We start from the raw sequence: 14,155 nt of genomic DNA, 5'->3' as shown, positions 1-14,155 counted from the left end.
TCACCGAATGGTCCAAACATCCCGATCCTTTCAGCAAGGACTAATCGATAATCCCGTTTCCCTTTAATGCCTGGATCTCCTCCGGACTATAATCCAGCAGCTGGGAAAGCACCCTCTCCGTGTCCTGACCCAACGCCGGCGCGCCGCGCCAGACCGCACCGGGTGTCTCTGACATTTTGGGGACGAAGCCGAAAGCCTCAATATTCTTGTCAAGCGTCTGATCCGTATAGGTGATCCAGTCGCCTCTTTCTCTCCAGTGCGACTGTACATAAACGTCTCCGGCATCCCTTACCACAGCGGCGCCGATCTTGTTCTCGATGCAGATCTCCAGCGCCTCGTCGGCGGTATGCTCCATAAAGAATTTCTGGAAAGTGGCATCCAGTTCCTTTCCCAGAGGGCTGGCCACGGCTTCGGCGCTTCCGCCGGCTTTTTCATAGCTGTACTTTTCCGTATCTATTCCGAATCCCTTGAGAACCTTGTTGTAGGCGGTTTTTCCATAAGAGCCCAGATTGATATATTTACCGTCCTTTGTCGGGAAAATGCCACCCGGCTGATAAGTGGTCTGCTTGATCCCCTGCCTTTGTTTAAGCGTTTTCATCTCCGTCCAAAGCGGGAAGTTGTCGTCCATCACCCTCATCCAGCCTTCCGTCAGGCAGACGTCGATGCTTTGCCCTTTTCCGGTCTTCTGAACATGCATATAAGCCATTAAGATGCCGTTGACGGCAAACAGTCCGTTCAGATAATCGCCGATATACTGCTGGGCATAATACGGCTCGCGGTCCGGCCAGCCCTGAAGCAGGCCCCAGCCCGATTCGGCCTGTCCAAGCGGATCGTATCCCGGCCTGTTGATGTGCTTCTGCTCTCCGCCGAAACCGGCGGTCCCGAACCCGCTGATATGGCAAATGACCAGCTTGGGATTCACCTGTAACAGCAGTTCATCACTGATGCCAAGCTTATCAATCCATACCATGTTTTCAATCCAAACGTCCGAATTTTTAATCAGGGACAGAAAAATCTCCCGGCACTCGGGAACATTCAGATTGGTTTCAAGCAGGAAGCTGAGCTTGTTCCTCGCATTCTGCATCCATGATCCGCTGATGGATTTATCCCCGCTGGTGATCTGCGGCTTCTGATGTCTGGCCGGATCGCCCCCGACCTTTGGACGCTCCAGCGCAATTACCTCTGCGCCGAAGTCGCTCATCATCGTCGCGGCAAAGGGCGCCGCTACAACGGTTCCGTTCAGCAGCACCCTTATCCCGCTGAGAGGCCCAAAGCTCGGAATGAGGTACGGTGCTGGTTTACGCTCGATTTTTTCCCATCGGTCCACGATTAAACTCCTCCTGTCAAAGTAACGCTGTACTGCCGAAATGGCAGCATACTGCGTATGTCAATTACACCGTCTCTAAAAATTCATGCCTTAGGAGCAGGTTGTTCCCATATCTGCCACAATATAGGTGCCGGTAATAATCCCGGAAAAGTCGGAGGCCAGGAACAATACGATGGCCGCGACCTCTTCGACCGTGCCCCATCTCTTCAGAGGAATCTTGCTGAACATTTTTTCCTGATACTTGGGATTGTCCAGGAATTCGGCATTCAGCGCTGTTTTCACGTAACCGGGGCAGACAGAGTTTACCGTGATGTTGTATTTCCCGAATTCAATTGCCATCCCTTTGGTCAGATTCAAAACAGCCGCTTTCGAAGCACCGTATGTAGAAATATTTTTGGTCCCCACCAATCCGCCGATCGAAGCCATATTGATGATCCGTCCCCCGTTTCCCTGCCTGATCATTTCTCTTGCAGCAGCGGCGGAGCCAAAAAATACGCTTCTCAGGTTGGAATCCATCACCGTATTGTACTCGGCCTCACTCATTTCCAGCATCGGCTTTGTAATGGCCACGCCAGCGTTATTGACCATAATATCCAGCTTCCCGTATTTCTCTATGGTCGTGGCAACCAGATTATCAACTTCCTCCTTATGCTGAACGTCCGTTTTGATTCCGACAGCGTCGCCTCCTGCGGCGATGATTTCCTGCGCCACCTTATCGCAGTCCTCCTGATGTCTGCTGGTAATCACGACCTTGGCGCCGTAATATGCCAAAGTCCTCACCACTCCATAACCGAGCCCTTTGGTTCCTCCGGTTACGATTGCGACCTTATCCGTAAGATCGTAATTCGGCATTGCAAACGGCAAACTTGCATCCTGGGTCATCTGACTTCCTCCTTCATTATTTTTTTAGACCTTGGGCAAACAGGCAGAATATTGAGTGGACGCATCACTTCGTAACAAACGAAGTGATGCGTTTCCTGAATCTGCACAAATTACTTTGTTTCCGGCTTTCCCTTCGATACCGAAGAGTCGAACTTTGCCAGCATGGCACGCGGTGTGGCTGTGTGCAAGCTGCGCTCATAGCGTGGGCATTCCTCATAGCCAGGCAGTCCCGCCAGATACTTTGCGATTTTTTTCAGCTCTTCCAGATCATAACGGCTCATGAGTGTGATCGTTTCCATAAGAGGCGACCCGCCGCCGTGAACGCCAGCAACAGCTTGAGCGGCCTCGTAAGAATCGCACAGTTTATTCTCCATCATGCGCATAACGCGATGGGTATCCTCCGCGCTGTACGCCGGATTCCGGCGGATATACTTATTGCACAGCTCTGCGGTCTCCGGATCGAAGAAGCTCTCCTCTGTCGGCAGGGAAGCGCATACGCCGCCCGTCAAATCCGCCAGCGTCTCATACTCGTGATACATGTTGTGCCCGGCCAAACGGCGTCCGGCATTGGTCAAGACCTCATCAGGCACCCACTGGCCGGACGGGAATTCAACCGCGTGGTGCGCCGCCGCCTCACCTGCCGCAAACACCAGCTCCGCCGTCTGAATGATATCACAGATCTTTTCACGGACATGGGACTCCTTTGCAATATCGTTGACATCCGCGACCAAAGCGGCCTGAGACGCGATCACCTCAGAAACTGCGGTCTTGCATCCCGTGTAGGAATGGCGGTGATAATGCGCGAACATCAGCGCCAGATATCCGGCATAACGGGCTACATTCTCGTTGTCGCGTCCGCACATAAACACGCGGTCGTAGGGGACAAAGCAGTCGTCGAAGATCGTCAGACTCTCCACGTCGCCGATATGAGCGTAAGGCGCGTCCAAGTGCGTCCGCTTATGATGCAGCCCCGGAAGCGCCATCAGCTTAACGCCGTCCCAGTCGCCGGGCAGTGCGAAAGCCACCGCATAGTCACTGTCCTCCTGGCTCATAAACTTGGTGGGATTGACAATGATCTCGTCTGCGTAAGGTGCGATGGAATTGCATATTTTGGCGCCGCGGACGATGATGCCCTTGCAGGGCTTCCCATCCACACCGATGCCGTCCACATCTGCCTCGACAACATGGACAAAGGAATCCGGATCCGGCTGCATGTGCGCGCGCTTATATTTCGAATTGCGGGAACCCTTCACATCGGTTTGGGCGCAGTTGCAAATCAAATCGAACTTTTGACAATACTCAAGATACTTGAGTAAGCGCTTGTGATACTCGGTTCCGCACGCTTCATCACAGTCGTAAGTGACGGAATACAATGCGTTCAATGCGTCCGATCCCATGCAGCGCTGCATGCATCCGCCCACATGCTGACAGATCAGGCGGGTCATCAGCTGCTTTTTGAGAAGATCCTCCACACTGCGGTGAATATTCGTGGCGCGATCGATGGTCTCGCCTGTGATATGGGAAGTAGTCACACATACGTCCGCATAACGAGGATCATTTGCGACATCATAGCACTGCTTCATAACGTATGTACCGCCTTTGATCCAGTCGGCCAAATCACGCTCCGCTCCCTGTTTTCCATTGGAACGGTCCACACATTTCCCATTGAGATAAACATTCGGTTTCATTCTCAGCAAACGCTCTTTGTACTGTTCATAAGTTCCAACTGCCATAATTTTCAACCCTTTCCCTTCATCGAATTCATAAATTGAATCGCCTCTCCAAGCAGAGAGAACGGATGGCCAGTCAGTCACTTTGCTGTTCCGATTCTGATGGAAAAGTATGTAATCAAAATCTTATCCGACACAACAAACTTGCTGGCTTCCGATTTAATATTAATGCTTACCAAATCATTCGTCAACAGGTAAAATAATTTTTGGTCATTTGTAATAAAATGCTATATGACCAGTTGTATATTAAAGAGATTTTCGAATCAATTTTTCTTTTGCTATTGCTATAATATGCGGAAAGTTTTATGTTTATATTAAAATATCAAGAATATATCGATAATATTTTAGGCAATATATAAAAAATTTTAGTTTATAAATTAACAGTTCATTTGATATAATCGATAGAGCGATATATTATTTTATGGCCCAAATCAGATGCTTTGACCAAGCCTCGCGTTCCTTGGCCAGAGCAAGAAAAAACGCCACCCGTATTCCATCAGGTGAGCGACAGGGCCATCACAAAAAGGAGGTCTGCAAGATGGATAAAGAGCTCCGCAAAGATATGGAAGCCGTCCTGAATTTATTTGTCCGGCCACAGCTGGCGTCCCATGGCGGAAACGTCGAGGTTCTGGATTTGGATGAAGACGGCATCCTCTGGGTCGAGATGCAGGGCGAGTGCTCCGGATGCCCCTCGGCGGATGATACCGTAAAAAATCTTCTCGAAAAGAAGCTTATGCGCCGCATTCCTCAGATCAAGGGTGTGGAAATTGATTCCGGCATCAGCGATGAAATTTTTGCTGAAGCCATGAAGCTGATGACAGCCCATCCCAAGCCAAATACGGACGATGTCGGGCCGTAATGCGCTGTCCACGGCATACGAACCTTTATTTCAGCCTCAGCAAACATAAGCGGTATTTTCATCGTATTCGGCATCGGTATCAGTAAATAAAAAAACAGCAGACCAATATCATCGGAAAATGATATCAGTCTGCTTTCTATATTCATGAAATCGGGTAAAGTGAAAGAATGGATTTGATGCATTCCCTGATTCGGACGGCCGCCCGGCACCCGAAGAAATCCCCTCTATGCTCTAATCTTTTCCATTTACGTACGTCATTCCCAAGGGCCGGCCCGTTTCCGGCGCGCGATATCCCGCCGTCACTCTGTTGGATGCCTCAGTGAGCGTATCATCTGCAGGCAAAAATCCATCAGATACTGCTGGGCCTGCCTTGAAGTCAGCTGAACGTCTGCTTTGTCGTCGCCAGACCCTCCGTTCAGCTTAATCAGCTCCTGCTGGACATTTGGACCGACAAACGGGTAACATATGATACAGTTGCCTAAGGTCTGACTGAATACGATTGCCTTTGACATTGAAATATCCGCATATTCAGTGAGAAGCCGGGCCATAGGATATATAACATTCTCGAGGATGCTCTCGTTTAAAGGGTCGGCAAGCCCGTCGGGCAAGGATTGTCCGTTGAGAGAAAAGCTGATCGCATAACGGTTGTGCGGATCAAATGCAATTTCCAGCTGCGTGTGCAAATATTGCTGAAGGTATCCGAAGCATGTTTCAGGAGTCAGGGTGCCCTGAGTGGCACATTCTTCCACGGAATTGGCAATCGGTGTGTAATAGAGCTCATGATACTTCAGAATATCCTGTATCACGGCTGCACAGAGATTCTCTTTCGTTACGAAATAAAAGGAAATTGCGGACTGGCTGCAGTGTGCCTCCTGGGCAATCATTCTGGTTGTAACATAGTCGTATGTTTTTGTACCAAAGAGCTTCTTCGCTGCGCCTATAATTCGGATACGGGTTTTTTCACCTTTTGTACTTTTCATTCTTTCAATCCCATCATAAGTGAAAATAGACGGCTCCAAAGGAGTCGGCATGCCAAGAGGAGCAAACTGCAAAAGCACGCACCAAGCGGAAAGGGCGGAAAGCAAGACGATGCGTGGAAATAGGACCGCTTTTTGCGCGCGTTTTTCTTGGCTATACTTTAAAGAATAAACGAAAATGAGTGTCATTGCAAGCCCAAAATTTATTTTTTCATTTGTCCGAACAATTAATTGCAATATAAAAGCGATATGAATCGTCGACGATTCTTTTCGGACTGCCAGAAATGATTTGAAAAGATAGAAAAGCTCCAAATTTCCTGTCTGCAACTGAAAATAAGCAAAAATTTTATCAATGTTAAGAAAAATAATGTTATAGATCAGAAGCAAAAAACGTATTTTATCATTTCCTATAACATGAATTTATATGGAACATTTGACCTATGTTAAGAAATCAGGTACAAAGAACTATTAGATACAGCCGAGCTCTCGGCAATTGCACATAGGCCGATGTCGATTCTACTATAATCAAAGCCTCAGACAGCCCCGGACCGGTTGAACCGGTACCCGTTTCCGAAGGCGGAAGCCATAGAAAAAATGCATAGCAAAGCTACCGATCCCCTCATTCAGACGGATGTCCTGTTAGGAAAACGGTTAATCAGTTACAGCATGGCCGTCCGATGGCCTCCGGCGCGGACAAAAAAGGGCGAAGACGCTGCACAGACCGCCCCAACGCGGGAACCGGTCTGTTTCAGAACCCGTCTCAGCCCTTAACCGTCCGCTTACAGACGCCTGCTCCGTTCATCAGTGCCTTTATTTACAGCATTCCCGTTGCTCATTTATCTGTAGCAGTAGAAGCCCTCGCCTGTCTTTCTGCCCAGCCTGCCGCTGCGGACCATCTTACGAAGCAGCGGATATGCGCGGTACTTTGGGTCACCGGTCTCAGTGTACAGCACGTCCATGATCGCAAGACATACATCAAGTCCCACAAGGTCGCCCAGAGCGAGGGGACCCATCGGGTGATTTGCGCCCAGCTTCATGGCGGTGTCTATCCCTTCGGCCGAAGCAACACCCGTCTCAACGAGGCCTACAGCCTCGTTGATCATTGGGATAAGGATCCTGTTCATAACAAACCCCGGCGCTTCGCTGACCTCCACAGGCTCCTTACCGATCTGCACAGCAAGCGCCTTTACCGTCTCTGTGGTCTCGTCAGAGGTGCTCGCGCCCTTTATAACCTCCACCAATCTCATTATCGTCGCCGGGTTAAAGAAATGCATACCGATAAACCTGTCCTGACGCTTCGTGGCGGAAGCGATTGCCGTCGTGGAAATGGAGGACGTGTTGGAAGCAAGTATCGTCTCCGGATTGCAGATGCCGTCAAGCTCCGCAAAAATATCCTGTTTTATCTTTAGGTTCTCTATTGCCGCCTCAATCACAAGGTCGGCATCCGCCGCCGCTTTCAAATCCGTCGTAAAGCGTATCTTTGACGTTATCGCGCTCTTGCCCGCTTCATCCAGCTTGCCTTTTGAAACAAGCTTGTCAAGGCCCTTGTTCATTCTGTCTTCGGACCGTTTTATAATTTCGTCGGAGATATCGCGAACCGTCACCTCAAAGTCCGCGTTGGCAAAAACCTGCGCAATGTCCAGCCCCATCGTTCCGGCACCGACCACCATGATCTTCTTCATAGCCATTTCATTCCTCCTTCAGCATTTCTCATATATTGTGGCTACGCCCATGCCGCCGCCAATACACAGCGTGGCAAGGCCTCTCTTCGCGTTCCGGCGTTTGTTCATCTCATGCAGCAAAGTGACTATGATTCTCGCCCCGGAAGCCCCAACTGGGTGGCCGAGGGAGATGGCGCCGCCGTTCACGTTCACCTTGTCCATGTCGAAACGCAATTCCCGCGCCACGGCGATCGACTGAGCGGCAAAGGCCTCATTGGCTTCAATAAGATCCATGTCTTCCACCGTGAGTCCTGCCCTCTCAAGCGCGTTTTTACAGGCTGGGATCGGGCCGGTTCCCATGATTTTGGGGTCCACTCCGCCCTGGCCCCAGGCTACGATCTTCGCCATGGGCTTTAAGTTGTATTTCTTCACCGCCTCGTCCGACGCAAGGACAATGGCCGCGGCTCCGTCGTTGATTCCGGAAGAGTTGCCCGCTGTCACGATGCCGCCCTGTGCCTTAAAAGCGGGCTTTAATTTTGCAAGGCTCTCTTTTGTTGTGCTGTTCCGCGGAAACTCATCGGCCTTAAACGCCACCGTCTCCTTTTTCACCTTTACGCCGACGGGTACGATTTCGTTGTCAAACCTGCCCTCAGACTGGGCCTTCGCCGTCTTCTGCTGTGAGGACAGCGCAAACTCGTCCAGTTCCTCGCGGGTAATACCCCACTTCTCGCAAACATTCTCCGCCGTGACACCCATAAGGTAGTTGTTATACACGTCGATGAGCCCGTCAACCTGCATGGTGTCGATCAGCTTCTCCTGGCCCATCCGGGCACCCCAGCGCGCCGCCGGCATTGCGTAGGGCGCAGCCGACATGTTCTCTGTACCGCCCGCCACAACGATATCCGCATCCCCAAGCTTAATTGCCCGGGCGCCCTCGATCACGCTTTTCATGCCGGAACCGCAAACCATGCCCACGGTATAAGCCGGCACCTCCACAGGGATGCCCGCATAAATGGAAACCTGACGCGCCACATTCTGCCCAAGCCCAGCCGTCAATACACAGCCGAACATGACCTCGTCCACCTGCATAGGCTTCATTCCGCTCCGCAGGAGAGCCTCCTTCACCACGATTGTTCCGAGCTCGACCGCAGACGTGTCCTTCAGCATGCCCCCGAAGCTGCCGATTGCCGTCCGGCAGCAATTGACTACATATACGTCTTTCATTTGCGATTCCTCCTCATTCATTTTTTCAGATGATAATGTTCTGCTTCCTGGCCGCAAAGGTCAGTTTGTCTCTGAAATCCGGATGAGCTATGGAGATGAGTTCCCTGGTCCTTTGGCTGAGCGTCTTTCCGCGCAGCTTTGCTATGCCGTATTCCGTCACGATACAGTCCACGTCGTTTTTTCCGGTGGTCACAATCGCACCCGTCGTAAGTGCCGGGGTAATCTTGCTCACCGTACCCTTCATCGCCGTAGACGGGAACGCAATGAAGCTCTTGCCGCCTCTGGCGCTTATGGCCCCGCGGACATAATCCACCTGTCCGCCGGTTCCGGATACATGACGCATCCCTATGGACTCTGCGCAGACCTGTCCGTAAAAATCCACCTCAAGAGCCGCGTTTATGGAAACAAAATTTGGATGCTTCGCAATCGTTGCCGGGTCGTTCACATAGTCCACCGGCAGGATTTCGACGGCCGGATTGTCATTGATAAAATCGTAAATCCGTTTTGAGCCGAAAGCAAAAGCAGCAACCGTCCTGCCCCGGTGTACAGGCTTCTGGCTGTTGTCCACGGCGCCGCATTCGATGAGCTCCACCATGCTGTCCGTAAGCATTTCCGTGTGTATCCCGAGGTGGCGCTTACCTTTCAGGGCCAGTCCGACCGCATCCGGTATCGCGCCGATACCAAGCTGCAGCGTGGCGCCGTCCGGAATTTCCGCCGCAATGATCTCGCCGATAGCGGTGCTGATTTTGTCCGGCCTGGACCTGGGCAGCACAGGCAGGTCCTCGTCTACCTCACACAGACCGGTAACCTGCGAAATGTGTATGACCGGAGCTGCCAGAGCGCGGGGCATGTTTTTATTGACCTGTATGTAGATTCTCTTTGCCTTTCGTATGAGCGCCTCGCTCACGGACCCGTCGCAGCCCGTGCTGAAATACCCGTGATTGTCCATCGGCGACACGACGGCCAAAAAGGCATCGACATTCACATAGTCCGTGAACAGAGAGGGCATGTCTCTGTAATAGCTGGGCATCACATCCGCAAAGCCTGCATTGACGGCCTTCCGCATTCGCTCACCGGAAAACCACGAAACGCCTCTAAGCGTTTCCCTGTAATCCTCACTAAAAAACGGAAGAGGCCGCGTATCTAGCATCGTGTGCAGTGTAACGCCCGAAATTTTACCCTCTCTGGCTTGATTTCCTATGGCGTCGCAGATGGCGTACGGCGCGCCGAGGGCAATATCCGCACAGCAGACCCAGCCGGGTTCCACCTGTGACGCTATTCCCTCCGGCGTCGTCAGCCTGTTTTTATATTCTTCAACGATGTTCATGGGACTTCCTTTCCTCTGTAACCTGTATCCTTCGCGCCCCGACTTATAAAAATCAGAGCGCTTTTTCATTTTTTACTTAAGTCCCATCCAGCTCGAAATGACCATGCGCTGAACTTCGGAGGTGCCCTCATAGATTTCGGTGATCTTAGCGTCGCGCATCATGCGCTCAAAGGGGTACTCCCGGGTATAGCCATAGCCGCCGATGAACTGGAGGGCACGGCGTGTTACGTCGCTCGCCGTCTCAGACGCAAAAAGCTTTGCCATTGCCGCAAGATGGCTGTAAGGTTCGTGGTCCTGCTTAGCCTGTGCCGCGCGGTACACAAGAAGTCTCGCCGCATCCACCTTCGTCTGCATATCTGCGAGTTGGAATTGGGTATTCTGAAACTGTCCGATCTTCTTGCCAAACTGTACCCGCTGGTTGACATAGCTTACGCACTCTTCTATCGCGCCCTGCGCAATACCCAGAGCCTGAGCCGCAATGCCGATGCGTCCGCCGTCCAGCGTGCTCATCGCGACCTTAAAGCCTTTGCCTTCTTCTCCGAGAAGGTTTTCCTTCGGAACCTCTACGTTGTTGAATATGAGCTCATAGGTGGCCGAGCCTCGGATTCCCATTTTCTTTTCCTTCGTTCCGAATGTAAATCCCGGCATGCCTTTCTCAAGGATAAACGTGGAAATGCCTTTATGCCCCATGTCCCTCTGGGTCATCGCAAAAACCACATAGGTATCGGCATAGCTTCCGTTTGTAATAAATATCTTGCTGCCATTCAACAGGTAGTGGCCGCCCTTGTCCTCCGCAAACGATTTCTGCATAGCCGCATCCGTCCCCGCGCAGGGTTCCGTAAGGGCGAAGGCACCGAGCTTTTCGCCGCTCGCGAGCGGCGTCAGATACTTCTTTTTCTGCGCTTCCGTCCCGTATTCGCTGATGGGCCAGCTGCACAGGGAACTATGCGCCGACAACATGACGCTTGTTGACGCGCAGTGCTTTGCTATTTCCTCGCAGGCCGCGATATAAGCCAGATAGCTCATTCCCGCTCCGCCGTATTCCTCTGGAAATGCGATGCCCATCATCCCCATCTCTGCCAGCTTTTCGCGGGTTTCCTCCGGAAAACGTTCGTTTTCATCGATTTCGGCAGCCAGGGGCTTTACTTCTTTTATGCAGAACTCGTGTAGCATCCCTAATATCTCCTGCTCCTCTTCCGTAAATTTAAAATTCATTTTATTCATCCTTTCGACAGTGAATTTTGTTAATAAGGCTCAGATTTTCAGTGACCACCCTCTTTTCCGGATATTTGTGGAGTATCAGTAGAAAGCGTTTAATGAATAACAGTAAGCTGCCCCAAGCGGTCGGGCTTTCGTTCCGCGCCGGATGTCCTTGCCATCAGCAGGATGAGGCACGCTCCCGCCTTAGCGGGCACCGTATTTATCCGTTATACGTCGCCGTCCCGAACATTGCCGGAAACGTCAGCCCAGATGAATCATTCTGTCAAGGGTTTCCCTATATTCCCGCATGATGCCGTCAATAACGCCTTTAACAGTCGGGACATCGTTGATCAGACCGATCGCATTTCCGACAGGGAACAGACCGCTGTTGACGTCGCCGGTTTCATATGCGCTAAGGCTGTGTGATCCCGAAATAACCGTCATCAGTTTTTCAAGCGTTATACCCGGCTCCTGTTCAAGTACCAGGCACTTTTGGGCACAATCGTTATTTGCCACGCGCATCATATTGTGAATTGATTTCTGGCATAGCACCGTATCGTTTTCAGAGGACTTTACAATCCACTTCTTGAAATTGCCGTGTACTGTGCATTCTTTTGTGGCTACGAAACGGGTTCCCATTACGATGCCCTCTGCGCCCAGCGCCAGTGCCGCCGCAAGGCCCCGCCCATCGGCATATCCTCCTGCGGCAATGATCGGAACACGGCATATCCGGGCCGATTTATTTGTCAGAACCAGCGAGCTGATTTCCTCTTTTCCGGGATGCCCGGCGCACTCGAAGCCTGCCACGGTGACGGCGTCACAGCCGGCTTTTTCGGCGCTCAGAGCATATCTGGCCCCGGGAACTTTATGAATATGTATGATGCCGGCCTCGTGAACATAAGGGACCAGATCCTTTGGATTCGTCCCGGCCGTTTCAATGGCCCTGACGCCTTCCTCACCGCAGATCCTGATCGTCTCCCTGACGTCATCCCCCACGGAAATATCGGGCAGCAGCGATATGTTCACAATAAACGGCCTATTCGTCAAAGATTTCATCTCTTGAACCGCATTTCGGAATTCTTCATTTCCGGAATAGATTGTTCGGTTAATCGTACCGCAGCCTCCGGCGTTACTCACCGCCGCAGCCAGCGTAGGAACGCCAAGATTCTGCATTCCTCCCTGAATAATCGGAAATTCGATTCCTAAAAGTTCAGTCAGTCTTGTTTTCATTTTTTCACCTTTAACGGGCATTCCTTTTGCCGCCTTTTGTCCGTATTTAAGCTAAAAGTCATTTGCACTAAATCAATAATACCCCGGCGGTGATCACGCTGGGGTATTATTGGGTTTCTTTCGCACCAAAAAGTCGTGCGTTCAGGTATTTCCTTACATGATCTCTTTTTTCTCAGCGTCTGCATCCTCCGGCTTTGCGAAGCGGGCAAATAGGAACCTCTCTCCCAGGCTGCAGGCAGCGGCAAGCAGCAGACCGGCAACCAGTGTGGAAACAAGAGCCACTTCATTCTCCCCGTTTTGAGAAAAGGTTAAAGCAACGGCTGCGAAAATGAAAGGCAGCTTGTTAAAAGGCGTTTTCCTGAGAACCGTAAGGTGCAGTCCCATGGTGATTGTAGTCATAAGAGTGATTCCAATAAACATTGCAGCCGCGGCAGGTACTCCGAAAGAGGCTTCAAAGCTGATGAAAGCATAATCAAGCTGCCCCCATATTAAGCCCGCAATGATACAGCACAGGCAGGAGGGAACATCTTTGAGTGTGGAACCCATTCCAAAAAATACCGCCAGAATGATAAAACTCATCCAGCCGATTGTAAGTCCGGTATACCCATATAGGAAGAAGAAAACCGCTGACAAAAGGGAAACCCAGAGGCTGTAAATCCAGAAGGCTTTATTCATCGATAATACCCCCAAATATGTATGTTGTTTACTTCACGATTGTAGCGACATGAAGCTTATCTTGATAACGGACGGACTCATAGGTTTCATAATTTCTCACTTCATGGTTAAAAATAAGATTTCTGATATCATGTCCCGCAAGCGCATAGGCCCGGTCAATGTGTTCAATGACCGAGACAGGGGAACCAACCGCGGTAAAAGGAACATAGACGCCGTCATGATTCAGGCCAAGTACGTTTTCATAAACATATGCCACATCGCCGCTCAGAACTTTTTCGACCGTTTTGCCATCCTCTTCCACCTTAACCAGGACGATTTCTCCGCAGTAGGAATGGCCCATAGGAAGCGCAACAACGCGGATGCCGTCGAAAATTTGCTGATCGCCGTCCAGCAGCGTCATTCTTCCATCGCAAATAAAGGCGCAGGCTGTTTTAAGATCGCAGGGAAGAAAAGCGTTTTTGGCCCGATTGAATTTCGCAGGCAGCGATAGGGCCGCCAGTGACTTTAGGATTTCATCTTTCTGAACATAAAAATGCGCGTTGGGGAACAGCTTCAGGCCGCCCATATGGTCGAAATGGCAATGCGTGATAATGACTGTGTCAATATCCTCCGGTGTCAGGTCCACCTTTGCTAAAATATCTTTCGGCATCCGGGTACTCTGGAAGGAATAAGCCTCACAGATCGCCTTTGAATCAGGCTCATCATAGTTCACGCCGCAATCAACCAATATGTTGTGGCCATTCCCCTGAATCAGGCAATAAGACATTGTCAAATTCATAAAGCCCCCGTTGTGAGCACTCGCGATCTGCCCTGATACCGGTGCTTTATCAGTGTTCGCGTACTCCAGAATCCGAATTGAATATTTTTCCATTATTGACCCCTCCAAATAATTTCATTTTCATTCTTACTCTTTTATTGTTTGCGGAAGCGCTTTGTTTTCTAAACGGCCATTAGCATGACCACGGGAAAATATGAACAAAAGCATATCGCAGATCATAAAGGCAGAGAAATAAGGAGAGCTCTCCGGCAGTCCAAACAGGAATAACAGCAGGCAGTATTGTAT

General features: G+C 50.8%; 12 protein-coding genes. 1 reads left to right on the top strand and 11 read right to left on the bottom strand.

Annotated features, from left to right (window positions below; genetic code table 11):
• Positions 1–40: 40 nt before the first annotated feature.
• The 3 genes from LY85_RS12500 to LY85_RS12490 form a co-directional block, all read right to left on the bottom strand.
• Positions 41–1,327 (bottom strand): CoA transferase, encoded by a 1,287-nt coding sequence (locus LY85_RS12500; protein WP_141826910.1) that lies wholly within the window; start codon positions 1,325–1,327, stop codon positions 41–43.
• A 90-nt stretch (positions 1,328–1,417) separates the two neighbouring features.
• Positions 1,418–2,209 (bottom strand): SDR family oxidoreductase, encoded by a 792-nt coding sequence (locus LY85_RS12495; RefSeq protein WP_141826909.1) that lies wholly within the window; start codon positions 2,207–2,209, stop codon positions 1,418–1,420.
• Between the two features lie 110 nt (positions 2,210–2,319).
• Positions 2,320–3,942, bottom strand: coding sequence for a 4-hydroxyphenylacetate 3-hydroxylase N-terminal domain-containing protein (locus LY85_RS12490; protein ID WP_141826908.1), 1,623 nt, complete (start codon positions 3,940–3,942; stop codon positions 2,320–2,322).
• Positions 3,943–4,477: 535 nt separating this feature from the next.
• Here LY85_RS12490 and LY85_RS12485 point away from each other — a divergent pair.
• A complete protein-coding gene (locus LY85_RS12485; protein WP_141826907.1) occupies positions 4,478–4,798 on the top strand; it encodes a NifU family protein in 321 nt (106 codons plus the stop codon).
• Positions 4,799–5,097: 299 nt separating this feature from the next.
• Here LY85_RS12485 and LY85_RS12480 read toward each other — a convergent pair whose 3' ends face one another.
• The 8 genes from LY85_RS12480 to LY85_RS12445 form a co-directional block, all read right to left on the bottom strand.
• The gene (locus LY85_RS12480; protein ID WP_141826906.1) at positions 5,098–6,162 is read right to left on the bottom strand and encodes a TetR/AcrR family transcriptional regulator; all 1,065 of its coding nucleotides are present in this window, start codon (positions 6,160–6,162) and stop codon (positions 5,098–5,100) included.
• 449 nt (positions 6,163–6,611) lie between these two features.
• Entirely contained in the window at positions 6,612–7,457 is an 846-nt protein-coding gene (locus LY85_RS12475) for a 3-hydroxybutyryl-CoA dehydrogenase (RefSeq protein ID WP_141828083.1), read from the bottom strand.
• A gap of 18 nt (positions 7,458–7,475) precedes the next feature.
• Positions 7,476–8,660: an acetyl-CoA C-acetyltransferase gene (locus LY85_RS12470; protein ID WP_141826905.1), complete on the bottom strand. Its 1,185-nt coding sequence runs from the start codon at positions 8,658–8,660 to the stop codon at positions 7,476–7,478.
• A 25-nt stretch (positions 8,661–8,685) separates the two neighbouring features.
• Positions 8,686–9,987: an acetyl-CoA hydrolase/transferase C-terminal domain-containing protein gene (locus tag LY85_RS12465; RefSeq protein ID WP_141826904.1), complete on the bottom strand. Its 1,302-nt coding sequence runs from the start codon at positions 9,985–9,987 to the stop codon at positions 8,686–8,688.
• Between the two features lie 72 nt (positions 9,988–10,059).
• Positions 10,060–11,202, bottom strand: a complete 1,143-nt coding sequence (locus tag LY85_RS12460; protein WP_141826903.1) for an acyl-CoA dehydrogenase — start codon at positions 11,200–11,202, stop codon at positions 10,060–10,062.
• A gap of 246 nt (positions 11,203–11,448) precedes the next feature.
• The gene (locus LY85_RS12455) at positions 11,449–12,438 is read right to left on the bottom strand and encodes a nitronate monooxygenase (RefSeq protein WP_243122545.1); all 990 of its coding nucleotides are present in this window, start codon (positions 12,436–12,438) and stop codon (positions 11,449–11,451) included.
• Between the two features lie 132 nt (positions 12,439–12,570).
• Complete coding sequence (locus LY85_RS12450; protein ID WP_141826901.1) at positions 12,571–13,092, bottom strand: DUF1097 domain-containing protein; 522 nt, start codon at positions 13,090–13,092, stop codon at positions 12,571–12,573.
• 28 nt (positions 13,093–13,120) lie between these two features.
• Entirely contained in the window at positions 13,121–13,963 is an 843-nt protein-coding gene (locus LY85_RS12445) for an N-acyl homoserine lactonase family protein (protein ID WP_141826900.1), read from the bottom strand.
• Positions 13,964–14,155 lie beyond the last annotated feature (192 nt).

This window comes from Clostridium sp. KNHs216, from assembly GCF_006714885.1.
Classification (GTDB): domain Bacteria; phylum Bacillota; class Clostridia; order Oscillospirales; family Acutalibacteraceae; genus Caproiciproducens.
Note: the sequence above shows the minus strand (reverse complement) of the source record. Positions and strands in the feature narration are given on the sequence as shown.